Below are 26,539 nucleotides of genomic sequence, written 5' to 3'. Positions count from 1 at the left end.
GCGGCCTCACACGCGGGGCGGCCGGGCCTCGTACGGGGTGGAGAGCACCACCGTGGTACGGGTGGAGACGCCGGCCAGCGAGCGGATGCGGGTGAGCAGGTGCTCCAGCTCCAGCGGCGTGGCGACCCGCACCTTGAGGATGTAGTTCTCGTCCCCGGCGACGCTGTGGCACGCCTCGATCTCCGGGACGCCGGCGAGCCGGTCGGCGATGTCGTCCGGCGCGCTGGGGTCGAAGGGCTTGACCGAGATGAAGGCGGTGAGCGGCAGACCCACGGCCTCCGGGTCCACCACGGCGGCGTAGCCGCGGATGACCCCCCGCTGTTCCAGGCGGCGGACGCGCTGGTGCACCGCCGAGGTGGACAGGCCGGTGGCCTTGCCCAGGTCGGTGTAGCTCATCCGCCCGTCCTTGACGAGCAGTTCCACGATCTGTCTGTCCAGCTCCTCCACAGCGGATCACCTTATGGGGTCGGAGGGGGCGGGGCCCAGCCGGAGGGTCGCGGGCCGGGCGCGGCCGCCCGCCGCATCTGCACGGGGCATGTGACCAACGCCACATGTACTCGTCAGTGTCCCGCGGAGCGCCGTGATTACTGATCCCCTGTCCCGGGAAATGCTTGCTGTGGTCGAGGCCGCAGCGCCTCCCGGCCCACCCGAGGGGGAGAAGGACATGCCCGATCTTGAGCGCCTCGACGCAGGCGGCAACGATATCGACGAGACCTACGAGATGTTCCGGGTCACCTGCCCGGACTGCGCCCGGCCGATCGCCCTGCTGGCGGACGAGGACACCCTGCCCGAGCACGCGCTGTGCCCCTCCCCGTGGAACCCGTTCGGGCTCACGGTCTGCCCCGGCACCGGGCGTCCGGCCGCCGAGGCGGCCCCCGCCGACGACCTGGCCGGCGCGCAGGAGCAGGACGCGGCGCTGCTGCTGACCCTGCCGGAGAGCCTGGACTGGCGCACCCAGCCCTTCTCGCACGTCGGCGGCCCCGGTTCGCGGCCGATCCGGGTGCCCGGGGCGCGCGGCCGGCGGTAGCCGCGCCGGCGTGCCGGGCCCGCCGCCCGGCACACACCGGGACACCGCCGGGCACGCGCCGGGACACCGCCCGGCCCGCCGCCCGGCGCACACCGCCCGGCGGCCGCCGGCGCCCCGCCCCGCGGCCCCGGGCACCCCGCGACGCGGACCGCGCCAGTACCCCGGCGGGGCGGGTCCGCGCACCGGCCGGGACCTTCGCGCCCCGGGCCGGTCCGCGGTGACGGGCGGGCGGCTCTCAGCGGCGCCGCTCCAGGGTGACCGGCATCGACTCGAACCCCCAGATGAGGTTGGAGCGCATCCGCCGCACCTCACCCGCCGGCACCGCCGATCCCACCCGCCGGGTCAGTTCCTCGAACATCACGGTGAGTTCGGTGATCGCCAGTGCCGAGCCCAGGCAGAAGTGCGTGCCGGTGGCGAACGTGAGGTGCCGGTTGGGGGTGCGGCCCACGTCGAACGCCTCCGGATCGGTGAACACCTGCTCGTCCCGGTTGGCGGACGGCAGCCACACCGCCAGCTGGTCGCCCGCCGCGATCCGCTCACCGGCCAGCTCGGTGTCCTCGGTGGCGGTCCGGAGCACGTGCATCGCCGGAGTGGTGTAGCGCAGCACCTCCTGCACGGCGGTCGTCAGCAGCCCGGGGTCGGCGCGGAGCCGGTCCCACTGGTCCGGGTTGTCCATCAGGGCCAGCAGCCCGCCGACGGTGGCGTGGCGGGTGGTCTCGTTGCCGCCGGAGACCAGCCCGTCGCAGTTGAGGAAGATCTCCTCGTCGGTGAGCGGCACCCCGTCCACCTCGCCCTGCACCAGGGCGCTGACCACGTCCTCCTGGGGGTCCTTGCGGCGCCGCTCGACCAGCTCGTCGTAGTACAGCAGCAGGTCGGTGTGGGCGGTCGCCGCGCGCATCGCGTGGTCGGCGCCGTTCTCGGCGTCCGAGCCGAAGGCGGCCATGGTCTTCTCCAGCATGAACCCCCAGTCCTGGCGGGGCACGCCGAGCATGTCGCAGATGACCGAGACCGGCAGCCGGGCGGCGGCTTCGACGAAGTCGCCGGTGCCCTTCTCCAGGGCCTCCTCCAGGGTCTCCACCACGATGGTGCGCATGGTGTCCTCCAGCCGCTTGACCATGCGCGGGGTGAAAGCGGAGTTGATGATCCGCCGGATCTTGCCGTGCCGCGGCGGGTCGGTCACGATCAGCATCTTGCCGGCCGCCGCGGCGGTGGCAGCGGGGTTGTGGTCCAGCCGCATCCCCCGCTCCGAGGTGAAGACCGCGGAGTTCTTGAGCACCTGGCTCGCCACCGGGTGTGACATCACCGCCCAGAACGGGCTGCCGCCGGGCCGTTCGTTCCGGTGGAGCGGGCCGGCGGCCCGCAGCCGCGCCCAGATCTCCTCGGGCCGCTCCGTCCGGTACAGCTCCGGGTCGGACAGGTCTGTCATCGTGTCGTCCTTTCCTGTGGACTCTGTCGGGTGCCGCTGGGTACGCCGGGTCCCGGGCCGGCCGGGTCCCGCCGGACCGGCGGGACAGGTCGGGGGCAGGCCCGGCCCCGCCGTGCGTGCCGCCGGCCGGCCCCGGACCACCTCCGGGGCCGCCGCGGCGCGGTGCTTCAGGGGAGTGGTCCGGGCCCCGGGGGCCGGTTCCGCGGGGGGTGGCCGGGAGGCGGCAGGATCAGCCGGGGGCCGGGGAGGCGGCGGACCGCTTCGTGAAGGCCCGGGTCGCCAGGGCGAACAGGGTGCCGCCCAGCAGGAACGGCGGCTCGAAGACGAAGACGTTCCACAGCACCGTCTCGGTGAAGCCGAAGGTCCGCACCGCCTCGGTACGCAGCTCGATGACGTCCGCCCCCGCGAGGGTGAGGATGACGAAGGCGCCCAGCGAGTGGATGATCAGCACCGCGGCGGCGGTCCACCCCGCGACGATCGGCATCCACCGCGGAAGGACGCGGCCCCACGGCCGGGTCAGGGCCAGCGCCAGCGCGGCGGCGGCCAGGCACAGCGCCCCGGTGCCGAACAGGCCGACCATCACGAAGGAGTCGCCGGAGGCCCGCTCCTTGCCGACGCTGTGCTCGATGATCACCCGCGCCCCGCCGAAGCCCGCGTAGATGTGCGCCAGGCCGAAGAGCACCGCCCACCCGCAGGCGGCGTGGCCCGCCCAGGTGTCGGGCCACCGCCGCGTCAGCCGCCGTGTCATGCCTTGAGCTCCTTGAGTGTCTCCCCCAGGACCCGCCCGATCCGCGCGATCGGCTCCGGCCGCATCATGTCGTCGTGCCGGCACGGGATGTCGTGGACGACCATGCTGCCGGTCAGGTGGGGTGACCAGGCGTCGGGGGACGCGGTGGCCGCGGCGCCGTCCTCGGTGCGCACCGTGGCGCGGAAGAACAGCACGTCGCCGCGGAAGGTGGCGGGCACGAAGGTGCGGGAGATCCGCTCGTTGTGCAGGGCCACCCGGCACAGCGCGGCCAGCCGCTCCTCCTCCAGGCCGGCCAGGATGCCGCCGGTGCTCCGGACGCGGGCGGCCACCCGGGCGATGTCCAGCGGGCCGTCGCCGAGTCCGGACCGGTCGCACCCCGCCAGGTCCAGCAGGGCGCCGAGGACCTGCTGCTCCTCCCGCTCCTCCCGCCGGGCGCGGTCCTCGTCCGCCGGGGCGTGTGCGGCCGGCGCCGGCTCGGGGTAGCAGTCGAGCAGGGCCAGCAGCGCCACCTCCTCGCCCTGGCGTTGCAGTTCGGTGGCCATGGCGTGGGCCACCGACCCGCCCAGCGACCAGCCGACCAGGTGGTAGGGGCCGATGGGCTGGACGGTGCGCAGCCGGGCGATGTAGTCGGCGGCCATCTCCGCCACGCTGCCCGGCGGCTCCTCCGGCCGGTCCAGGCCGCGGGCCTGCAGTCCGTAGACCGGGTACTCCGGCCCCAGGTGCCGCAGCAGACCGGCGTACGGCCAGCTCAGGCCACCGGCGGGGTGGACGCAGAACAGCGGCGGGCGGCTGCCGTGGCCGCGCAGGGTGAGCAGGGGGTCGAAGGCGCCCCCGGTGGCACCGGTGTCCAGCCGCTCGGCGAGGCCGGCGACGGTGGGCGCCTCGAAGAGCGTCCGGACGGCCACCGGGGTGCCGAAGACGGTGCGAACGCGGCTCGCCAGCCGGGTGGCGAGCAGCGAATGGCCGCCCAGGGCGAAGAAGTTGTCGTCGGTGCCGACCGCCGGCAGGTCCAGCACCTCGGCGAAGAGTTCGCACAGGATCTCCTCGCGCGGGGTGCGCGGCGGCCGTCCGGAGGAGACGGCGGCGAAGTCCGGGGCGGGCAGGGCGGCACGGTCGAGTTTGCCGCTGACGTTCATCGGCAACGCGTCCACGACGACCACGGCGGCCGGGACCATGTAGTCGGGCAGGCGGTCGGCGAGGAACCGGCGCAGCGCCTGCGGGTCGTCCTCCCCGGAGCCTGCTCCGGGCTTGGGGGCCACGTACGCCACCAGGCGCTTGGTGCCGGGCCGGTCCTCCGGGACGATCACCGCGGCCTGGGCCACCGCCGGGTGGCCGAGCAGGGCCGTCTCGATCTCGCCCAATTCGATCCGGAAGCCCCGGATCTTGACCTGGTCGTCGCTGCGGCCGATGAACTCCAGCCGGCCGTCGGCGGTCCAGCGCATCACGTCGCCGGTGCGGTACATCCGGGTGCCGGGCGGGCCGAAGGGGTCCGCCACGAAGCGCTCGGCGGTGAGCCCGGGGCGGTCCAGGTAGCCGCGGGCCAGCTGTTCGCCCGCCAGGTACAGCTCCCCGGCCACCCCGTCGAGCACCGGCCGCAGCGCCGGGTCCAGGACGTAGGCGCGGGTGTTGGAGATGGGCCGGCCGACCAGCGGCCGGTCGCTGTCGTCCAGCCGGCACACCAGGGTGTCCACGGTGCACTCGGTGGGGCCGTAGTAGTTGTGGCCGGTGGTGCCGGCGGCGGCGCGGATGTCGTGCCACAGCGCCTCGCCGGCCGCCTCGCCGCCGATCATGAGGACCGGGGGCCGCGGGCCGTCCGGGGCCAGCAGCCCGGCGGCCAGCAGCTGCTGGGCGTAGGTGGGGGTGACGTCCAGCAGCTGCACCCGGTGCTCGGCGACGTAGGCCACCAGCGCCTCGGGGTCGCGGCGGGTGTCGTCGTCGACCAGGTGGAGTTCGTGGCCGCCGGCCAGGCACAGCAGTTCGTCCCAGGAGGTGTCGAAGGACAGCGAGGCGGTCAGTCCGACGGCCAGCCGGTCGGTGCCGGCGGCCCGGGCCGCGGGGGCCAGCAGCTCCTCCAGGTGGTCGTGGACCAGGTTGGCCAGGCTGCGGTGCTGGATCACCACGCCCTTGGGCCGGCCGGTCGATCCGGAGGTGTAGATGACGTACGCGGCGTTCTCCGCGGTCAGCGACGGGCGCGGGTCGGTGTCCGGGCGGGCGGCCACCGCCGCGGCGGTGGCCGGCTCGTCGAGCACCAGCCGGGCCGGGCCGGTCTCCTCCGCCGCCGGGAGCAGCCCGGTGGTGGCGCTGTCGGTGAGCACCAGGACCGGCCGGGCGTCCTCCAGCAGGTACGCGATCCGGTCGGCCGGGTGGTCCAGGTCCACCGGCAGGTAGGCGCCGCCGGCCTTGAGCACCGCGAGGATGGCCACCACCAGGTCCTCGGTGCGCCGCATGGCCAGGGCCACGATCCGCTCGGCCGCCACGCCCAGCGCGGTCAGGTGGTGGGCCAGGCGGTTGGCGCGGCGGTCCAGCTCCGCGTAGCCGAGCCGGACGTCCCCGCAGACCAGCGCGGTGGCGTCGGGGGTCCGGCGCACCTGTGCGGCGAAGAGTTCGGGGAAGGTGGCGGCCGGGGTGCCGGCGACGGGCCCGTGACCCAGCCGGAGGGCGGCGTACCGCTCCGGCGCGGTGCGGACCTCCAGGCGCCCCACCGGCAGGGCGGGCTCCCGGACCACCGCGCGCAGCAGGACCCGGACCCGGTCCAGCAGCCGTTCCGCGGTGTCCCGGTCGAACAGGTCCGGGCGGTACTCCAGCCGCAGGTGCAGCCGCGGACCGGGCATCGCCACCAGCGACAGCGGGTAGTGGGTGGCGTCCCTGCTGTCGGCGCCGGTGAGCCGGAACTCCCCCACCGGCCGGGCCAGGCCGGCCTGGTCCAGCGGGTAGTTCTCGAAGACGGTGAGGGTGTCGAACAGCTCGCCGAGGCCGGCCGCGCGCTGGATGGTGGACAGGCCGACGTGGTGGGCGGGGATCAGGGCGGTCTGCTCGGCCTGTACGCGGCCCAGCAGGGCGTCCACGGTCTCGGCCGGGTCCAGCCGGACGCGTACCGGCAGGGTGTTGATGAAGAGGCCGACCATGGACTCCACGCCCGGCAGCTCCGGGGGGCGGCCGGAGACGGTGGCGCCGAAGACCACGTCGTCCCGACCGGTCAGGCGGCTCAGCAGCAGTCCCCAGACGCACTGGACCACCGTGTTGAGGGTGACGCCCCGGGCCCGCGCCCGGTCCTGCAGGGCGCGGGTGAACTCCTCGGACAGGTCGGTGTCGAGGCGTTCGGGGGTGGCCGGGGCCCGGCCGGGTGCGGTGCCGGCGACCAGGGTGGGTTCCTGGAGGCCGGCGAGCGCCTCGGTCCACGCCCGTTCGGCGGCGGCGCGGTCCTGTCGGCCCAGCCACGCCAGGTAGTCCTTGTACGGGGTGGCCCGGGGCAGTGCGGAGGCGTCCCCGCCGGACCGGTGGAGGGCGAGCAGTTCGCGGAGCAGGACCGGGACGGACCAGCCGTCGAGCAGGATGTGGTGACCGCACAGCAGCAGCCGGTGGGTCGTCGCGTCCAGGCTCACCAGGGTGAACCGCAGCAGCGGCGGGGCGGACAGGTCGAACCGGCGGGTGCGGTCCTCGTCGGTCAGCCGGGCCAGTTCGGCCTCCCGCTCGGCGGGGTCGAGCCCGGACAGGTCGAACCGGTACCAGGGCACCGGCAGTCCGCGCCGGACGATCTGCACCGGCTCGCCGGTCTTCCGCTGCCGGAAGCCGGCCCGGAGGTTGGGGTGGCGCCGGAGCAGGGCGTCCACCGCGGTGCGCAGCCGCTCGGCGTCCAGTTCGCCTTCCAGGTGGAAGGCGAACTGGACGGTGTACACGTCGTGTTCGCCCCGGTCGTACTGCGCGTGGAAGTACAGCCCCTCCTGCAGCGGCGACAGCGGCAGGACGTCCTCGATACGGGACTTGACCATCTACCAGGCACCTCCCTCGTTCTCCAGCTCGTCTTCGAACTCGTCGATCTCGGACTGCGTCAGCGAGACCAGCGACAGGTCCGACGGGGTGAGCCCGCCGTCGTCGGTGCCCTCGGCGTGCGCGGCCAGCGCCCGCAGGGCGCGCACCCAGGTGGCGGAGAGGTCCTCGATCTCCTCCGGGGTGAAGAGCGCGCCGGGCCAGGTCCAGGTGGCCACCACCCGCGGGCCGCGGTCGTCGTCCCGGGTGAGCACGCCCAGTTCCAGGGCGTGCGCCAGGGGCGCCTCGGCGTCCGTGCCGCCGGCCAGCAGGTCGCTCTCCGGGGCCGGGGTCCACCCGCCGGTCCCGCCGGTCCCGCCGGTCCCGCCGGCCGCGAACCGGCCCAGGTAGTTGAAGCCGATCCGGGGGCTGGGGAGGGCGGCCAGCGCCGGGCCGGTGCGCGGGTTGAGGTGGCGCAGCAGGCCGAAGCCCAGGCCGCTGTCGGGCAGGTCGCGCAGTTGCTCCTTGACCCGCTTCAGCAGCCGGCCCGCGGCGGGGCCGGCGGCCCACACCTCGTCCGGGTCCACCCCGGCCAGGTCGATCCGGACCGGGAACATGCTGGTGAACCAGCCGACGGTGCGGGCGAGGTCGGCGCCGGGCAGCACGTCCTCGCGGCCGTGCCCCTCCATGTCCACGGTGACCGGGCCCCCCGGCCGGCCGAAGCGGTCGGCGACCGCGACGGCCAGGGCGGTGAGCAGCACGTCGCCGGGGCCGGCCCGGAAGACCGCCGGGACGTGCCCGGTGACGGCGGCCGAGAGGTCCTCGGGCAGTTCCACCGTCAGGCGGCGGGCGGTGGCCGCCACGTCCCGCTCCGGGTCCGGGACGCGCGCGCCGAGCGGTTCGGCGGCGTCCCGCAGCATCCCGGTCCACAGCGGGAGTTCCCCGGCGCGCACCGGGTCCTGGGCGAGGGTGTGCAGGTGGCCGGCCCAGGTGCGGAAGGAGGTCCGCACCTGGGCGAGGCGCACGGGCCGGTCGGCCGACTCCAGGGCGGTCCAGGCGGCGGTGAGGTCCGGCAGCAGCACGCGCCAGGACACGCCGTCGACGACCAGGTGGTGGACGGCGAGCAGCAGCCTGCCGGGCCGGTCGGGGCCGGCGTCGAACCAGACCGCCTGGAGCATCACGCCGGCGGCCGGGTCCAGCCGGCTCCACGCCTCCTCGGCGCCGGCCGCGATGGCCGCCCGCAGCTCCTCGCCGGTCAGCCCGCCGGTCTCCACGCGGTGGACCGCCGGTGCCGCGTCCACGCTGCCGCGCGGGGCGATGTCCAGGTACCGGTCGGCGTCGCCGCCGGGCACCAGCCGGGCCCGCAGCGCGTCGTGGTGGTCCAGCAGGGTCTGGACGGCGGCGGTCAGCCGCCGGTGGCCGAGTGCGGCGGGGACGGTGAGCAGGGTGGTCTGGTGGAACCGGTCCACCGGGCCGCCGCGCTCCCGCAGCCAGCGCATGATCGGGGTGGGCGGCACCGGGCCGGTGCCCGCGTCCGGGTCCTCGGCGACGGTGTCGGCGACCTCCCCGGCCACCGCGGCCAGCGCGGCGACCGTCTTGTGTTCGAACACCTCCCGGGGGGTGATCCGCAGGCCCGCCTCGCGGGCCCGGCTCACCAGCTGGATGGAGACGATGCTGTCACCGCCGTGGTCGAAGAAGCTGTCGTCGACGCCGATGCCCGGAACGCCCAGGACGTCGGCGAACACCCGGAGCAGGATCTCCTCCCGCTCGGTCCGGGGCGCGCGGCCGGCGCCGGTTCCGGCGGTGGGCTCGGGCGCCGGCAGGGCCTTGAGGTCCACCTTGCCGTTGGCGGTCAGCGGCACCGTCTCCAGGGGGACCAGGGCGGAGGGCACCATGTACTCGGGCACCACGGCGGCCAGGTGCGCGGCCACCTCGGCGGTGTCCACCGGTCCGGCGCCGGCGGCCGGCACGAGGTAGGCGACCAGGCGCTTGGTGCCGGGCTGGTCCTCCCTCACGACGGCCAGGGCCTGGCCGACGGCGGGGTGCCGGGCGAGGGCCGCCTCCACCTCGCCCGGTTCGATCCGGAAGCCGCGGAGCTTGACCTGGCCGTCGGCCCGGCCGACGAACACCAGGTCGCCGCCGGCGGTCCGGCGGACGATGTCGCCGGTGCGGTACATCCGGCCGCCGTCGCCGCCGAAGGGGTCGGCGACGAACCGTTCCGCGGTGAGTCCCGGGCGGCCCAGGTAGCCACGGGCCAGCCCCTCACCGGCGAGGTACAGCTCGCCGGGCACGCCCGGCGGCACCGGGCGCAGGGTGTCGTCCAGCACGTAGGCGCGGGTGTTGTCCAGCGGGGTGCCGATGGGCACCGGGTCGGGCACCGGCGCGGTGCGGTCCACCACGTGCCGGGTGGCGAAGGTGGTGGTCTCGGTGGGGCCGTAGACGTCGGTCACGGTGGTGCCGGGGCAGTGCTCCAGCACGCGGCGGACCGCGGCGGCCGGGACGGCGTCGCCGCCGGTCCACACCTCGGCCAGCGGCGCGAGCAGCGCCGGCCGCTCCTGTGCCACCAGGCGGAACAGGCCGGAGGTGAGGAACGCGGCGGTCACCCGGTGGCGGGTGACGGTCTCCTCCAGGGCCGCCAGGTCCGGTTCGCCCGGCGGGGCCACCACCGCGCAGCCCCCGCCGAGCAGCGGGGTCCACATCTCGTAGGTGGAGGCGTCGAAGGCGGTGGGCGAGTGGACCAGCACCCGCCGGTGCGCCGCCGCGCGGAAGGCCTCGTCGCCGGCGAGGGCGAGCACCGCGCGGTGCGGGGTGCCCACGCCCTTGGGGGCGCCGGTGGAGCCGGAGGTGTACACCACGTAGGCGAGCCGGTCGCCGTGGCAGGGGACGGCCGGGTCGCTGTCGGGGTACCGGTCGGCGTCGCGCTCGGGAGCGACGACCGGCCGCGCCGGGCCGAAGTCGCGGTCGGCGTGGGCGGGGTCCACCACCACGATCCGGGCCCCGGTGTCGGCGGTGATGAACCGCAGCCGCTCGTCGGGGTAGCGCCCGTCCAGGGGGATGTAGGGCGCGCCGGTCTTGAGCACCGCGAGCAGGGTGACCACCAGGTCCGCGGACCGGTCGCGGAGCACCGCGACCGGCGCGTGGTGGCCGGCGCCGAGTTCGATCAGCCGGTGCGCCAGCCGGTTGGCCCGGCGGTCCAGTTCCCGGTAGGTCAGCTCGGTGCCGTCGTGGACGACCGCGACCGCGTCCGGGGTGCGGGCCGCACGGGCGGTGATCCGGGCGTGCACCGAGCCGGTCAGGTCGGTGGCGCGGGCGGTGTCGTTCCACTCGTGGAGGATGCGCCGGGCCTCGGCGGGCGCCAGCAGCTCCACCCGGCCGATGGGCAGCGCGGGGTCGTCGGTCACCGCGGTGAGCAGCCGGGTGAGCCGTTCCACCAGGGTGGCGACGGTGCCGGGGTCGAACAGGTCCCGGCGGTACTGGACCGCGACGTCGATGCCGTCGGGTGTGCCGCCCTCGGTGTGCCGTTCGCGGAGGCTGAACAGCAGGTCGAACTTGGCCGCCTCCAGGACCGACTCCTCGACGGTGACGGTCAGGCCCGGCAGGGTCAGTTCGGCGGCCGCGTTGTTCTGGAAGGAGAGCATGACCTGGAACAGCGGGTGGCGGGCCATGGACCGGGCCGGGTTCAGCGCCTCCACCAGCCGCTCGAACGGCAGCTCCTGATGCGCGTACGCCGCAAGGTCCGCCTCCCGCACCCGGCCCAGCAACTCCCGGAACGACGGATCACCGGAGGTGTCGGTCCGCAGCACCAGCGTGTTTACGAAGAACCCGACCAGATCGTCCAGCGCCTCGTCCGTCCGCCCCGCGATCGCGGTGCCCAGCGGAATGTCCGTCCCCGCACCCAACCGCGTGAACAACGCCGCAAGCCCCGCCTGCAGCACCATGAACACACTCGCGCCCGACTCCCGCGACAACGCCACCACACGCCCGTGCAGCCCCGCATCGATCCGGAACGACGCCAGATCACCCCGGTAATCCGCCACCGCCGGACGCGGACGGTCCACCGGCAGCTCCAACTGCTCCGGCAACCCCGCCAACGCCCCCGTCCAGTACGCCAACTGCCGCGACACCACCGACGACGGATCCTCCTCCGAACCCATCACCTCCTGCTGCCACAACGTGTAATCCGCGTACTGCACCGGCAACGGCCCCCACGCAGGAGCCCCACCCGCACACCGCGCCGCGTACGCCACCCCCAGATCCCGCGCCAACGGCGCCAACGACCACCCGTCCCCCGCGATGTGGTGCACCACCAGCAGCAGCACGCTCTCCGACGCCGACAGCCGGAACAGCTCCGCGCGCAGCGGCAGGTCGCGGGTGACGTCGAAGGCGTGCCCGGCGCCGGCCTCCAGCGCGACCGGCAGTTCGTCGGCGCGCACCTCGGTGACGGGCAGCGGCAGGTCCACCGCGGCCGGGTCCAGGATCAGCTGGCGGGGCCGGCCGTCGGTCTCGGGCAGCACCGTGCGCAGCGTCTCGTGGCGGGCGACCACGTCCAGCAGCGCGGCGTGCAGTGCCGCAACGTCCAGCTCGCCGGTGAGCCGCAGCGCGATCGGCATGTTGTACGTGGCACTCGGCCCGTCGAAGCGGTTGAGGAACCACAGCCGCCGCTGGCCGTGGGAGAGCGGGATGTGCTCCGGCCGCACCGCGGCGCGTACCGGCTCGCGGGCCGCCGAGGCGCCGTCCAGCGCCTCGGCGAGCCGGGCCGGGGAGGGCCGCTCGAAGAGGCTGCGGATGGGCAGCTCCACGTCGAGGACCGTCCTGATCCGGCTGACCAGCCGGGTGGCCAGCAGCGAGTGGCCGCCCAGGTCGAAGAAGTTGTCCTCCGGGCCCACCCGCGGCAGGTCCAGGACCTCGGCGAACAGGCCGCACAGGATCTCCTCGCGCGGGGTGCGCGGGGCCCGGCCGGTGGTGGCGGCGGCGAAGTCGGGGGCCGGCAGCGCGGCGCGGTCCAGCTTGCCGTTGGGGGTGAGCGGCAGCGCGTCGAGGATCACGACCGTGGCGGGCACCATGTACTCGGGCAGTGCCCGGGCGACCCGGTCGCGCAGTTCGGCGGGGTCGGCGCGGTGGCCGGCGCGCGGCACCGCGTAGGCGACCAGCCGCGCGTCGCCGGGCCGGTCCTCGCGGACCTGGGCGGTGACCTGGTCCACGGCGGGGTGGCCGGCGAGCACGGTCTCGATCTCGCCGAGTTCGATCCGGAAGCCGCGGACCTTCACCTGGTCGTCGGTGCGGCCGGCGTGGACCAGGTTGCCGTCGGTGGTCCAGCGGGCGAGGTCGCCGGTGCGGTACATCCGCTCCCCCGGGCCGCCGAACGGGTCGGCCACGAACCGCTCCGCGGTGAGGTCCGGGCGGCCCAGGTAGCCGCGGGCCAGCCCGGCCCCGGCGATGTACAGCTCGCCGCGCACGCCCGGCGGCACCGGGCGCAGCCGGGCGTCGAGCACATAGGCGCGGGCGTTGCCCTGCGGCCGGCCGATGGGCACCGGTCCGGCGGGCAGCGGGGCGCCGGGCGGGATGCGGTACTCGGTGCAGTTGACGGTCGCCTCGGTGGGTCCGTAGACGTTGAACACCGTGGTGTCCGGGTGGCGGCGGCGGAACGCGTCGAGCGCCTCGCTGCGCAGTGCCTCGCCGCCGAGCAGCAGTTCACCGGAGGGTGAGAAGCCGTCGGGCAGGGCGGCGAGCAGCGGCAGGTGGCTGGGGGTGGCCTTGAGGAAGGTGGTGGGCCGGGTGCGCACCCGCTCCTGCGCCCCGGGCCGGCCGTCGGTCAGCTCGGCCAGGTGGACGCAGCCGCCGGTCACCAGCGGGGTGTACAGGGCGGTCACGGTCAGGTCGAAGGAGACCGAGGAGTGCAGCAGCGCGGTGCCGCCGGCGGCGGCGTACGCCTGCCGGGTCCAGCCGAGGTAGTCCTGCACCGAGCGGTGCTCGACGACCACGCCCTTGGGGCGGCCGGTGGAGCCGGAGGTGTAGATGACGTACGCCGGGTGGGACGGCGACAGCGGGGCGGTGCGGTCCTCGTCCGCGGGGTCGTGTCCGGGACGGGCGGCCACCGCCGCGCGGTCGGCCGCGCCGTCCAGCAGCATGCGCGCGGGTCCGTCGGGGCCGGGCAGCGCTGCGCCGGTCGCGGTGTCGGTGACGAGCAGGGCGGGTCGGGCGTCGTCCAGGATGTGGCCGATGCGCTCGGCCGGGTAGCCGGGGTCCACCGGGACGTAGCCGGCGCCGCTCTTGAGCACCGCGAGCAGGGCGGCGATCAGCTCCGGGGTCCGTGGCAGGGCGACCGCGACCAGCTGCCCGGGGCCGGTGCCGCGGGCGGTGAGTTCGTGGGCCAGGCGGTTGGCGCGGGTGTTGAGTTCCGCGTAGGTCCAGGTGGTGCCGTCGCCGGCGACGGCGGGTGCGTCGGGGGTGCGCCGGCACTGCTCCTCGACGAGGCGGTGCACGAGCTCGCCGGGGGCGTCGAACGCGGTGTCGTTCCACTCCCGCAGGACGCGGGTGCGCTCGGCGTCGTCGAGCAGGTCGATGTCGCCGATCCGGCGGCCGGGGTCGGCGGTGACCGCCTCCAGCAGCCGCACCAGGCGTCCGGCCATCCGCTGGACGGTCTCCTCGTCGAACAGCGCGCTGCTGTACTGGAGGACCCCTTCGATGCCGCCGGGGGCGTCGCCGTCGTGGACCTCCCGGAGGTTGAAGGAGAGGTCGAACTTGGCGGCGCCGGGGCTGGTGACCATCGGGTGGGCGGTGAGGCCGGGGAGGTCCAGTTCCGGGGTGGTGGTGTTCTGGAAGGAGAGCATGACCTGGAACAGCGGGTGGCGGGCCATGGACCGGGCCGGGTTGAGCGCCTCCACCAGCCGCTCGAACGGCAGCTCCTGATGCGCGTACGCCGCAAGGTCCGCCTCCCGCACCCGGCCCAGCAGCTCCCGGAACGACGGATCACCGGAGGTGTCGGTCCGCAGCACCAGCGTGTTCACGAAGAACCCGACCAGATCGTCCAGCGCCTCGTCCGTCCGCCCCGCGATCGCGGTGCCCAGCGGAATGTCCGTCCCCGCACCCAACCGCGTGAACAACGCCGCAAGCCCCGCCTGCAGCACCATGAACACACTCGCGCCCGACTCCCGCGACAACGCCACCACACGCCCGTGCAGCCCCGCATCGATCCGGAACGACGCCAGATCACCCCGGTAGTCCGCCACCGCCGGACGCGGACGGTCCACCGGCAGCTCCAACTGCTCCGGCAACCCCACCAACGCCCCCGTCCAGTACGCCAACTGCCGCGACACCACCGACGACGGATCCTCCTCCGAACCCATCACCTCCTGCTGCCACAACGTGTAATCCGCGTACTGCACCGGCAACGCCCCCCACGCAGGAGCCCCACCCGCACACCGCGCCGCGTACGCCACCCCCAGATCCCGCGCCAACGGCGCCAACGACCACCCGTCCCCCGCGATGTGGTGCATCACCAGCAGCAGTGCGCTGTCGGTCGGGGAGATCCGGAACAGTTCCGCGCGCAGCGGCAGGTCGGCGGCGAGGTCGAAGCCCCGGCCGGCGGCGGCCTCCAGGTCGGCGGTGAGGCGGTCCTCGGTGCTGTCGGTGACGGTCAGCAGCCCGTGGTCGGCCGAGGCCCAGGCGGGGTCCGGCGCCAGGATGTGCTGGTGGGGTTCGGAGTCGGTGCGCGGGAAGACGGTGCGCAGGCTCTCGTGCCGGCCGAGCACGTCGGCGAGCGCGGCGCGCAGCGCCGGAACGTCGACCTCGCCGGTGAGCCGCAGCGCGATGGGCATGTTGTAGGTGGCGCTCGGCCCCTCGAAGGTGTTGAGGAACCACAGCCGCCGCTGGGCGTAGGACAGCGGGATGCGCCGGGGGCGGGGCATCGGGGTGACGGCGCGGCGGGCCTCCTCGCCGTCGCCGAGCACCTGGGCCAGGCCGGCGACCGTGGGGTTGTCGAAGAAGGTCTGGACGACCAGTTCGGTGTCGAAGGCGCGGCGGATGCGGCTGACCAGCCGGGTGGCCAGCAGCGAGTGGCCGCCCAGGTCGAAGAAGCTGTCCTCGCGGCCCACCTCGGGCACTCCGAGCACGTCGGCGAAGAGTTCGGCCAGGGTCTGCTCGGTGGGGGTGCGGGGGCGGTCGGCGGCCGGTGCCCGTCCGGCCTCGGGGCGGGGCAGCGCGGCGCGGTCCACCTTGCCGTTGGGGGTGAGCGGGAGGGCGTCCAGGGTCACGACGGCGGACGGCACCATGTACTCGGGGACCGCGCCGGCGACGTGGTCGGTGAGCGCGGCGGTGTCGCAGCCGGTGCCCTCGGGCACCACGTAGGCCACCAGCCGGCGGTCGCCGGGCTGGTCCTCGCGGACGGTGACGACGGCCTGGGCGACCTCGGGGCGGCGCAGCAGGACCGCCTCGATCTCACCGGGTTCGATCCGGAAGCCGCGGACCTTCACCTGGTCGTCGGCGCGGCCGAGGAAGACCAGTTCCCCGGCGTGGGTCCAGCGGGCGAGGTCGCCGCTGCGGTACATCCGCTCCCCCGGCGCGCCGAACGGGTCGGCCACGAACCGCTCCGCGGTGAGGTCCGGGCGGCCCAGGTAGCCGCGGGCCAGCCCGGTCCCGGCGATGTACAGCTCGCCGGGGACGCCCGGTGGCACCGGGTCCAGGTTGCCGTCCAGGACGTGGACGCGGGTGCCCAGGACCGGGCGGCCGATCGGCGGGACGGTCTCGCCGGTCAGCGGGTCGCTCATGGTGGCGCACACGGTGGCCTCGGTCGGGCCGTAGGCGTTGATCATGCGCCGGCCGGTGGACCAGCGGGCCACCAGGTCCGGCCGGGACGCCTCGCCGGCGACCACGAGCGTCATCCCCGGCGGCAGGCCGTCGGCCGGCATCACCGCGAGTCCGGCCGGCGGCAGCGTGGCGTGCGTGATCCGGTGGCGGTGGAGGAGGTCCCGCAGCGGTGCCCCGGGCAGCAGGGTCTCGGGGGTGCCGAGCACCAGGGCGGCGCCGGAGAGCAGGCCCATGCACAGCTCCCAGAAGGCCGCGTCGAAGCTGGGTGAGGCGAACTGCAGCACCCGGCTGCCCTCGCCCACCGCGAAGTGCCGCGTCTGGGTGGCGGAGAGGTTCGCCACGCCGGCGTGGGTGACCACCACGCCCTTGGGTCTTCCGGTGGAGCCGGAGGTGTAGATGACGTACGCGGGTGAGTGGGGGGTCAGCGGGGCGGTGCGGTCCTCGTCCGCGGGGTCGGTGTCCGGGCCGGAGAGGTGGCCGGGGTCGGTGTCCAGCAGCAGCCGGGGGGTGGTCACCCGGTCCGGGAGCCGGCCGGCGATCTCGGTGGTGGTCAGCAGCAGGGCCGGGGCGGCGTCGGTGAGCATGTAGCTGATCCGGTCCGCCGGGTAGGCGGGGTCCACCGGGAGGTAGGCCGCACCGGCCTTGACCACGGCGAGCTGGGCGACCACCAGCTCCGGCGAGCGGGGCAGCGCCACGGCGACGATCCGCTCCGGGCCCAGGCCGCGCGCGATGAGCGCGTGGGCGAGCCGGTTGGCGCGGGCGTTGAGTTCGCCGTAGGTCAGCTCGCCGGCGTCGGAGACGAGGGCGGTGTCGTCGGGGGCGCGCCGTACCCGGGCCTCGAACAGCGCGGTGACGGTGGCGGGGGCGGGGAGTTCCGCGTCCCCGGCCGCCGTGGCGGTGACGGGGGTGTTCCACTCCTGGAGCACCTCGCGGCGCCGTTCGGCGGAGAGCAGCGGAAGTCGTTCGATGCTCTCGGCGGGGTCGGCGGCGGCCGCGTCCAGCAGCCGGGTCAGGGACGCCACCAGCTGCTCGACGGTCTCCCGGTCGAACAGGTCCCGGGAGAACACCAGGAGGCCCTGGATGCCCGCGGGCGTCCCGTCGGGGGTGTGCTCCTCGGTGAGTTCGAAGGCGAGGTCGAACTTGGCGCGGGTGAGGCTGCCGGGTTCCGGCGTCACGTCCAGCCCGGTCAGGTCGAGCACCGGGTCGGGGCTGTTGTGGACGGTCAGGCTGGTCTGGAACAGCGGGTGGCGGGCGAGGGACCGGGCCGGGCTGAGCGCCTCCACCAGCCGCTCGAACGGCAGGTCCTGGTGGGCGTAGGCGGCCAGGTTGGTCTCCCGGACCCGCTCCAGCAGTTCCGCGAAGCCTGGGGCGCCGGAGGTGTCGGTGCGCAGCACCAGGGTGTTGACGAAGAAGCCCACCAGCTCGTCCAGCGCCTGGTCGGTGCGGCCGGCGATGCCGGTGCCCAGCGGGATGTCGGTGCCGGCGCCGAGCCGGGTGAACAGGGCGGCGAGTCCGGCCTGCAGCACCATGAACAGGGTGGCGCGGTTCTCCCGGGCCAGGGCGGTCAGCCGGGCGTGCAGCCGTTCGTCGAGCCGGAAGGTCAGCATCTCGCCGTGGTAGCTGACCGTGGTCGGCCGGGGCCGGTCGGTGGGCAGCGGCAACTCGTCGGGCAGGCCGGCCAGCTTCTCGGTCCAGTAGGCCAGCTGCCGGGCGAGGGCGCCGTCGGGGTCGTCCTCCTCGCCCATCACCTGGTGCTGCCAGAGGGTGAAGTCGGCGTACTGGACGGGCAGCGGGGACCGGTCGGGGGCCCGGCCGGCGCGGCGCGCGTTGTACGCCTCGCTCAGGTCGCGGGCGAGCGGGGCGAGCGACCAGCCGTCCGCGGCGATGTGGTGGATGAGCAGCAGCAGGGTGTGTTCCCGCGGGCCGGTGGCGAACAGCTGTGCGGCGAGCGGGAGTTCGGCGGCCAGGTCGAAGGAGTGGGCGGCCGCCGCCTCCAGGGCGGCGGGCAGCTTGGCCGCGGCGACCTCGGTGACCGGCAGCGGGAGGCGGATGGCGGCGGGGTCCAGGATCTGCTGCCGGGGGCGGCCCTCGGTCTCCGGGAACACCGTGCGCAGCGACTCGTGGCGGGCGACCACGTCGGTGAGCGCGGCTTCCAGCGCGGCGCGGTCCAGGTCGCCGCCGAGCCGGATGACCAGCGGGATGTTGTAGCTGGGGCTGGGGCCCTCCAGCTGGTTGAGGAACCACAGCCGGCGCTGGGCGAACGACAGCGGGATCTCCCGCGGCCGCTCGACCGGGCGGACGCCGCGCCGGGCGGTCCGGGCACCGCCGAGCAGCGCCGCGATGCCGGCCACGGTGGGTGCGTCGAAGAGGGCGCGGACGGGCAGTTCGGCGGCGAACGCGGAGCGGATGCGGCTGACCAGACGGGTGGCGAGCAGCGAGTCGCCGCCGAGGTCGAAGAAGCTGTCGTCCACCCCGACCGCGGGCAGTCCGAGCACCTCGGCGAAGAGGTCGGCGAGGATCTCCTCCTGCGGGGACCGGGGCCGGGCCGGGCCGCCGGTGCCGGCGGCCGTGACCGGGGCGGGCAGCGCCCGCAGGTCCACCTTGCCGTTGGCGGTCAGCGGGATCCGGTCCAGGACGACCAGCGCGGCGGGCACCATGTAGGCGGGCAGACGGGCCGCGGCGTACCCGGTCAGCTCGGCGGTGTCCACGGTGCCGGGGCCGGCCGGGACGAGGTAGCCGGCCAGGCGCTTGACGCCGGGCTGGTCCTCGCGGACGGTGACCAGGGCCTGGGCGACCGCCGGGTGGCCGGTGAGGACCGTCTCGATCTCGCCCGGTTCGATACGGAAGCCGCGGAGCTTGACCTGGGTGTCGGCGCGGCCGACGAAGTGCAGTGCGCCGGAGGCGTCGTGGCGGACGATGTCGCCGGTGCGGTACATGCGGGTGCCCGGGGCGCCGAAGGGGTCGGCGGTGAACCGCTCGGCGGTCGGCGCGGGGCGGCCCAGGTAGCCGCGGGCCAGGCCCTCTCCGGCGATGTACAGCTCGCCCGGGGTGCCGGGCGGCACCGGGCGCAGGGCGTGGTCCAGGACGTAGGCGCGCGTGTTGTCCAGCGGGCCGCCGATGGGGACCGGCTCGGGGACCGGGGCGGTGCCGTCCAGGACGTGCCGGGTGGCGAAGGTGGTGGTCTCGGTGGGCCCGTAGCCGTCGGTGACGGTGATGCCCGGGCACTGCTCGCGCACCCGGCGCACCGCGGCCGCCGGGACCACGTCGCCGCCGGTCCACACCTCGGTGACGGTGCGCAGCAGGCCGGGGCGGTCCTGGGCGACGAGGCGGAACAGGCCGGCGGTGAGCCACAGCGCGGTCACCCCGGCGCGGGTGATCTCGCGCTCCAGGGTGTCGAGGTCGAGTTCGCCGGGCGGGGCGACGACGGCGCGTCCGCCGCGGAGCAGCGGCACCCACATCTCGTAGGTGGAGGCGTCGAAGGCGGTGGGCGAGTGGACCAGCACCCGGCCGTGCGCGGCGGAGTCGAAGGAGCGGTCCAGGGCGAGGGCGAGCACGTCGCGGTGGGTGGTGGCGACGCCCTTGGGGGTGCCGGTGGAGCCGGAGGTGTACATCACGTACGCCAGCCGCTCGGGGTGGCCGGGGACCGGCGGGGCGGAGGGGGCGCGGTCCGCCCACGCCGCGTCGTCGTCCACGACGACGGTACGGGCCCGGTGCGCGGCGGCGCGCGGTGCCGAGGCGCGGTCGGTGAGCAGCACCGGGGCGCCGGTGTCGGCGAGGACGAACGCCAGCCGGTCGTCGGGGAACCGCTCGTCCAGGGGTACGTACGCGCCGCCGGCCTTCAGGACCGCCAGCACCGACACCAGCAGGTCGGCGGAGCGCTGCTGGAGGACGGCCACCGGGGTCTCGGGGGTCACGCCGGCGTCGATGAGGTGGTGGGCGAGCCGGTTGGCCCGCTCGTCCAGTTCCCGGTAGGTGAGCGTGCGGTCGCCGTGCACGACGGCGACCGCGTCCGGGGTGAGCGCGGCCCGGCGGGCGAAGTGCTCGTGCACCGAGCCGGCCAGGGCGGGCTGCGGGTGCGCGGTGTCGTTCCACTCCCGGAGCACCAGTTGCCGCTCCCGCGGGCTCAGCGTCGCGGTGCGGGCCAGCGGCAGCTCGGGGTCGTCCGGGAGGGTGCGCAGCAGGCCGGCGAGGCGGTCCAGCAGGGTGGTGGCGCCGTGGTCGTCGAAGACGTCCGGCCGGTGCTCCAGGTGGAGGGCGAGCCGCTCGCCCGGGACGGCGATCAGGGAGAGCGGGTAGTGGGTGGCGTCCTGGACGGACGCGCCGGTCACCGTCAGGGGGCTGTCCGGCGGCAGCAGTCCGGCGGCGTCGCCGGTCGACAGCGGGTAGCTCTCGAACACGGCGAGGGTGTCGAAGAGGTCGCCGCCGCCGGCGGCGCGCCGGATGTCGGCGAGCCCGGCGTGCTGGTGCGGCATGAGGTCCAGCTGGTCGCCCTGGAGGCGCTCCAGCAGGTCGGCGAAGGAGTCGGCGGGGCGCAGCGGCACGCGGACCGGGAGGGTGTTGATGAACAGGCCCGCCATGGACTCCACGCCGGGGATCTCCGGCGGGCGGCCGGAGACGGTGGCGCCGAAGACCACGTCCTGGCGGCCGGTCAGCGCTCCGACGAGCAGCGCCCAGGCGCCCTGGACGACGGTGTTCAAGGTGACGTCGTACTCGCGGGCCAGGGCCCGCAGGGCGGTGGTCTGCCGCTCGGTCAGCTCGGTGCCGACCCGTCGCGGGGCGGCCGGCCGGCCGGGGGCGCCCGGGGCGACGAGGGTGGGGCCGTCGAGGCCGGCCAGGGCCTGCCGCCACGCCTCGCCGGCGGCGGCCCGGTCCTGCCGGGTCAGCCAGCTCAGGTACGCGCGGTAGGGGGTGACCGCCGGGAGCCGGGAGGCGTCCCCGCCGTGGGCGTGGAGGGCGAACAGGTCGCGCACCACGACCGGCAGCGACCAGCCGTCGAGCAGCAGGTGGTGGTGGCTGAGCAGGAGCCGGTGGCGGTCCTCGGCCAGCCGGACGAGGGTGAAGCGCAGCAGCGGCGGCTCGGTGGGGTCGAAGCGGTGGGCCCGGTCCTCGGCCATCAGCCGGTCCAGCTCGGCCTCCCGCTTCTCCGGGTCCAGGGCGGTGAGGTCGTGCTCGGCCCAGGGCAGCGGCACGTCCTTGAGGATCACCTGGACGGGCTCGTCGAGCTTCTCGTGCCAGAACGCGGCGCGCAGCGGGGCGTGGCGGCGCAGCAGCGCGCCGGCCGCGGTGCGCAGCGCCTCGGGGTCCAGCGGTCCCCGCAGGTCCAGGCGGAGCTGGACGGTGTAGACGTCGGTGCCCTGGCGGTCGTACAGGGCGTGGAAGAACAGGCCCTGCTGGAGGGGGGTCAGCGGCAGTACGTCCTCGAATCCGGCCTGCGTCATTTCGTTGCCCTCCATACGTTGTGCAGCATGTCGATCTGGGACTGGGTCAGGGACACCAGTGAGAGGTCCGAGGGGGTGTGGCCGCCGGCCTGCGGGTCGTCGGCGTGGGTGGCGAGCGCGTCCAGCGCCCGCAGCCAGGTGTCGGTGAGGTCGCGGACGTCCTGCTCGGTCAGGAGCGCGGCCGGCCAGGACCAGGTGGCGACCAGTTCGGTGGTGCCGGGCCGGTCCACGGCGGCGACGTTGATGTCCAGAACGTGGGCGAGCGGCAGGTCCGGGTCGCTGCCGCCGAAGAAGCCGGCGCCCAGGTCCCCGGCCTCGGCGGCCGGTGTCCAGCCGGTCCGGCCGCCGGGTCCGGAGCCGGTCCCGGGGCCGGCGAACCGGCCGAGGTAGTTGAAGGCGACCTGGGGCCGGGGGGCCTCGGCGAGCGCGGCGCGGGTGGCGGGGTTGGCGTAGCGCAGCAGCCCGTGGCCGATGCCCCCGTCGGGCAGCGACCGCAGCCGTTCCTTGACCGCCTTCAGGGCGGCGCCGACCGACGGCCCGCCGCGCCGGAGGTCGGACCGGTCCAGCCGGCCGGGGTCGAGGCGGACGGGGAAGAGGCTGGTGAACCAGCCCACGGTGCGGGACAGGTCCAGGCCCTCGGCCAGGCCCTCCTCGCGCCCGTGCCCCTCCACGTCCACCAGCAGCGCGTCGCCGGTGCGGGCGGCCACGCCGCGGCGGTGGCGCCAGTCGCCGGCGGCCAGCAGCAGGCCGGTCAGCAGCACCTCCGCGACGCCGCACCGGAAGACGGCGGGGACGTGGTGGAGGACGGCGTCGGTGGTGGCGGCCGGCACCGTCACGGTCAGCCGCCGCGCCGTGCCGGCCGTGTCGCGGGAGGGCCGCGGGCCGCGCACGCCCAGCCCGCCGCCGGGCGCCTGGAGCATGGTGGTCCACAGGCCCGCCTCGCGGGACCGGCCGGGGTCGGTGGCGGCGGCGGCCAGCCGGCCGGCCCAGGTGCGGAAGGAGGTGCCGACCGGTTCCAGGGCGGCGGGCCTGCCCCTGGCGGCCGCCGCCCAGGCGGCCTCCAGGTCGGGCAGGAGGATGCGCCAGGAGACGCCGTCCACGGCCAGGTGGTGGGCGGCGATCAGCAGCCGGCCGTCGCGGCCGGGCCCGGCGTCGAACCAGACCACCTGCAGCATCACCCCGGCGGTGGGGTCGAGCCGGTCCCAGGCGGCCTCGGTCCGGGCGGCGATCACCTCGCGCAGCGTGGCGTCATCGGCCCCGGTCACGTCCACCCGCTCCACCGGGGCGGCGCCGCCGGGGGTGCCGCGCGGCGGGACCGTGAGCCGCCAGCCGGTCCCGTCCGGTCCGTCGGCGGACAGCCGCAGCCGCAGTGCGTCGTGGTGGTCGAGCACCGTGGCGACCGCGGTGGCCAGGTGGTCCTCGCCCAGCTGGGGCGGCACCCGCAGCAGCACCGACTGGTTGAGCCGGCCCACCGGCCCGCCGCGCTCCTCCAGCCACCGCATGACGGGGGTGGGGACGACCTCGCCGACGGCCGCCGCGGCGTCCTCGGCGACCGGGCCGTGCTCGTCCGGGGCGAGGGCCGCCAGCGCGGCGACCGTCTTGCGTTCGAAGACGTCCTTGGGGGTGAACACCAGCCCGGCGGTGCGGGCGCGGCTGACCAGCTGGATGGAGAGGATGCTGTCGCCGCCGAGGTCGAAGAAGCTGTCGTCCACCCCGACCTTCTCCAGCCCCAGGACCTCGGTGAAGATCGCGCAGAGGGTCTCCTCGCGGGCCGAGCCGGGGCCGCGTCCGGTGGCCGGCGCGGTGAAGTCGGGTGCGGGCAGGGCGCGCCGGTCCAGCTTGCCGTTGGCGGTCAGCGGCAGTTCGTCCAGCACCACGAAGACCGACGGCACCATGTACTCGGGCACCGCGTCCGCCACGAAGTCCCGCAGGCCGGACGAGGAGAGCGCGGCGCCGGCCGCCGGTACCGCGTAGCCCACCAGCCGCTTCTCGCCGGGCCGGTCCTCGCGGACGACGACGGCCACCGCGGCGGCGCCCGGGTGCCGGGCGGCGACGGCCTCGATCTCGCCCAGCTCGATCCGGAAGCCGCGGATCTTGACCTGGTCGTCGCTGCGGCCGATGTAGTCCAGGGCGCCGTCGGCGGTCCACCGGGCGACGTCGCCGGTGCGGTACATCCGGGAACCGGGCGGGCCGAACGGGTCGGCGGTGAAGCGTTCGGCGGTCAGCTCCGGCCGGTTGGCGTAGCCGCGCGCCAGCTGCACGCCGGCCAGGTACAGGTCGCCGGGGACCCCGGGGGCGACCGGCCGCAGCGCGGTGTCCAGCACGTAGGTGCGGGTGTTCCACACCGGCCGGCCGATCGGTACCGGGCCGGGCGGCGCGTCCGGCCGGCATTCCCAGGAGGTGACGTCCACCGACGCTTCGGTGGGCCCGTACAGGTTGTGCAGTTCCACCCCGCTGAAGGTCCGGAAGAACTGGCGCTGGAGCTCCTCGGGGAGCGCCTCCCCGCTGCACAGCACCCGGCGCAGCCGGTGCGCGGCGACGGGCGTGCCGGCGGTGGCGGCGGGGTCCGGGGCGGCGGGGTCCGTGGTGCCGGTGGGGTCCGGGGCGTCCGTGGGGCCGGCGGGGTCGTCGGCGTCCGCGGCGGCCTGCCGCAGGAAGACCTGGAGCATGGAGGGGACGAAGTGGACGGTGGTGACGCCCTCGCTGCGGATGAGCCCGGCGAGGTACGCGGGGTCCTTGTGGCCCTCGGGCCGGGCCAGGACGAGGGTGGCGCCCTCCAGCAGCGGCCAGAAGAACTCCCACACCGAGACGTCGAACCCGGACGGGGTCTTCTGCAGCACCCGGTCGTCGGCGGTGAGCCGGTAGCGGTCCTGCATCCAGCGCAGCCGGTTGACGATGCCGCGGTGCGGTACCACCACGCCCTTGGGGCGGCCGGTGGAGCCGGAGGTGTAGATCAGGTAGGCGGGGTGGTCCGGGAGCAGCGGCGCGGTGCGCTCGTGGTCCGTCAGGTTCGCGGCGGAGCGGCCGGCGAGCGCCGCGGTGGCCTCCTCGCCGTCGAGCACCAGCCGCGGGGTGTCCGCCGCGCCGGGCAGGTCCTCGGTGGCGGCCGTGGTCAGCAGCAGGGCCGGCCGGCACTCGCCGAGGATGTACGCGATCCGCTCGGCGGGGTAGCCGGGGTCCACCGGGACGTAGGCGGCGCCGGTCTTGAGCACTGCCAGCAGCGCGGTGACCAGCTCCGGGGAGCGGGGTACCGCGATGGCCACCCGGCGTTCGGGGCCGGCGCCGTGCGCCACCAGCAGCCGGGCCAGGCGGTTGGCCCGGGCGTTGAGCTCGGCGTAGCTCAGCCGGGTGCCCTCGAAGACCACGGCCGGGTGGTCCGGCACCCGGGCGGCGCGGTCCTCGACGAGCGCGGTGAGGGTGGTGCCGGGCACCGGGCGGGCGGTGTCGTTCCAGCCGTGCAGGACGCGGTCGCGCTCCTCGGGGGCGAGGATCTCGGCCCGGGCGGCCGGCAGCCCCGGGGCGGTGGCGGCCAGCGCGGTCAGGAAGCGGCGGAACCGCTCCACGTGGGACGCGAGGGCGGCGTCGTCGTACGCCTCGGGGTGGGCGTGGAAGTCGATCCGGATGCCGCCGTCGGCGACCCTGCTGTCGATCACCAGGGACAGGTCGTCGTCCGGCCCCATGGTGAGGTTGTGCGGCCGGGCGGGGTGGCCTCCGAACGTCAGGTTGTGGTCGAACATCACGATGTTGACCTGGGGGCCGGTCAGCTTGCCGTTGTCGCCGAGGAGTCCGAGGTCGCGGCGGAGGTCCTCGTAGCGGTACCGCTGGTGGCGGCTGGCGCCGCGCAGTTCCCGGGCGGCGTCCCGCAGCAGCCGCTCCAGCGGTGCCGCCGGGTCGATCTCCATCCGCAGCGGCACCACGTTGGAGAGCATGCCGGGGGCGTTCCGCGAGGCCACCGTGGTGCGGGCGGAGACCGGCAGCCCCAGGACGACGTCCCGGCCCCCGGTCATCCGGGACAGGTACAGGGCGGTGCCGGCGACCACCAGGGCGGGCCAGGCCACTCCCACCTCGCGGGCCAGGTCGCGCAGCGCCTCGGCGGCGGCCGGGTCGATGTGGCAGGTGCGCCGGCGCAGCCACCGCGGCATCCCCGGGCTGCGGCCGGCCAGGCCGACCGGCTCGGGGGCGCCGGCGAGCCGGGTGAGCCAGTGCTCGCGGTCGCGGGCGTGGTCGGGGCCGGCCCGGTAGGCGGCCTCCTCCTCCACCAGGGAGCGCAGCGACCCCCAGGGGCTGCCGTCGGGCAGCGGACGGCCGGCCGCCGCGGCGCTGTACAGCTCGGCGGCGCGCCGTACCAGCAGCGCCGAGCCGTAGCCGTCGATGACCGCGTGGTGGCAGCGGTAGAACCACAGGACGCGGTCGTGCGCCACGGTGATCAGGGCGAAGGTGAACAGCGGGCCGGTGGCCAGGTCCAGCGGGCGGTTCATCTCCTCGGTCATCCATGCCTCGGCCGCGGCCCACGGGTCCGGTTCGGCGCTGACGTCGATCCGCGGCATGTGCCAGTCCAGGTCGTCGGGGACCACCTGCCAGAGCTGGTCGTCCTCCTGGGTGAACCGCACCCGCAGGCACTCGGCCTCCCGTACCAGGCGGCGCAGCGCGGCCTCGAAGAGATCGGCGTCCACCGGGCCGCGGATCTCGGTGTACTCGCCCAGGGTGTAGATCAGGTTGGACGGGTCCAGGTGCTGCGCGAACCAGATACCGGACTGAGCGGCCGTCAACGGCAGCCGTGAACCGGACGGGTCAGGCATTTCTCTTCACACTCGCTTCTATGGCGCGGCACGCTTCCGTCATCGTGCGGTGGCAGGACGACCTGAGGGAACAACAACTCCCGGCCATAAGGCCAAAAAAATTGATGCCGTCAGCAGCTTCCTGCAAGTCCGCGCATCGAAGTGTGGCATCGGCAACAGAATTCCGGGGCATCAGACGGATACCGGGAGTGACGACGTGGCAGCTTGCTGACTCGGCCCCGATAACGCCATTTCCACAGACAGGGAGAACTGCTGCCATATACATGCACATTCGCCCGAATTGACTCGGGAACGCCCGGGCGGTCACCCCTGAGACACCCGTGACAGGAA

General features: G+C 75.3%; 7 protein-coding genes. 1 reads left to right on the top strand and 6 read right to left on the bottom strand.

Annotation, left to right across the window (positions count from 1 at the left end; translation table 11 throughout):
- Nucleotides 1–6: 6 nt before the first annotated feature.
- The gene (locus IHE55_RS28740) at nucleotides 7–447 is read right to left on the bottom strand and encodes an Lrp/AsnC family transcriptional regulator (protein WP_197992347.1); all 441 of its coding nucleotides are present in this window, start codon (nucleotides 445–447) and stop codon (nucleotides 7–9) included.
- A 217-nt stretch (nucleotides 448–664) separates the two neighbouring features.
- Between IHE55_RS28740 and IHE55_RS28735 the strand changes: the two genes are divergently transcribed.
- Nucleotides 665–1,027 (top strand): hypothetical protein, encoded by a 363-nt coding sequence (locus IHE55_RS28735; RefSeq protein ID WP_197992346.1) that lies wholly within the window; start codon nucleotides 665–667, stop codon nucleotides 1,025–1,027.
- 235 nt (nucleotides 1,028–1,262) lie between these two features.
- Here the strand turns inward: IHE55_RS28735 and IHE55_RS28730 are convergent, their stop codons facing one another.
- From IHE55_RS28730 to IHE55_RS28710, 5 genes are all read right to left on the bottom strand, one after another.
- On the bottom strand, nucleotides 1,263–2,453 hold the full coding sequence (locus IHE55_RS28730) for a cytochrome P450 (protein ID WP_197992345.1): 1,191 nt from the start codon (nucleotides 2,451–2,453) through the stop codon (nucleotides 1,263–1,265).
- Nucleotides 2,454–2,682: 229 nt separating this feature from the next.
- On the bottom strand, nucleotides 2,683–3,201 hold the full coding sequence (locus IHE55_RS28725) for a DUF3995 domain-containing protein (RefSeq protein ID WP_197992344.1): 519 nt from the start codon (nucleotides 3,199–3,201) through the stop codon (nucleotides 2,683–2,685).
- Nucleotides 3,198–7,190 carry a non-ribosomal peptide synthetase gene (locus IHE55_RS28720; protein ID WP_197992343.1) on the bottom strand — a complete coding sequence of 1,331 codons (3,993 nt, stop codon included), beginning with the start codon at nucleotides 7,188–7,190 and terminating at the stop codon, nucleotides 3,198–3,200. Before IHE55_RS28720 ends, IHE55_RS28725 begins: the two co-directional genes overlap by 4 nt.
- The gene (locus tag IHE55_RS28715; protein ID WP_197992342.1) at nucleotides 7,191–21,425 is read right to left on the bottom strand and encodes a non-ribosomal peptide synthetase; all 14,235 of its coding nucleotides are present in this window, start codon (nucleotides 21,423–21,425) and stop codon (nucleotides 7,191–7,193) included. It abuts the gene before it with no gap.
- Complete coding sequence (locus tag IHE55_RS28710; protein WP_197992341.1) at nucleotides 21,407–26,209, bottom strand: AMP-binding protein; 4,803 nt, start codon at nucleotides 26,207–26,209, stop codon at nucleotides 21,407–21,409. The genes IHE55_RS28715 and IHE55_RS28710 overlap by 19 nt, the downstream gene beginning before the upstream one ends.
- Between the last annotated feature and the right edge of the window lie 330 nt (nucleotides 26,210–26,539).

This window comes from Streptomyces pactum, from assembly GCF_016031615.1.
Classification (GTDB): domain Bacteria; phylum Actinomycetota; class Actinomycetes; order Streptomycetales; family Streptomycetaceae; genus Streptomyces; species Streptomyces pactus.
The sequence above is the reverse complement of the archived record's forward strand: the minus strand, read 5'-3'. Positions and strand labels throughout refer to the sequence as shown.

Coding starts and splice junctions, on each gene's coding strand:
- IHE55_RS28735 (WP_197992346.1), top strand. CDS start 665: ATGCCCGATCTTGAGCGCCTCGACGCAGGCGGCAACGATATCGACGAG.
- IHE55_RS28730 (WP_197992345.1), bottom strand. CDS start 2,453: ATGACAGACCTGTCCGACCCGGAGCTGTACCGGACGGAGCGGCCCGAG.
- IHE55_RS28725 (WP_197992344.1), bottom strand. CDS start 3,201: ATGACACGGCGGCTGACGCGGCGGTGGCCCGACACCTGGGCGGGCCAC.
- IHE55_RS28720 (WP_197992343.1), bottom strand. CDS start 7,190: ATGGTCAAGTCCCGTATCGAGGACGTCCTGCCGCTGTCGCCGCTGCAG.
- IHE55_RS28715 (WP_197992342.1), bottom strand. CDS start 21,425: ATGGAGGGCAACGAAATGACGCAGGCCGGATTCGAGGACGTACTGCCG.
- IHE55_RS28710 (WP_197992341.1), bottom strand. CDS start 26,209: ATGCCTGACCCGTCCGGTTCACGGCTGCCGTTGACGGCCGCTCAGTCC.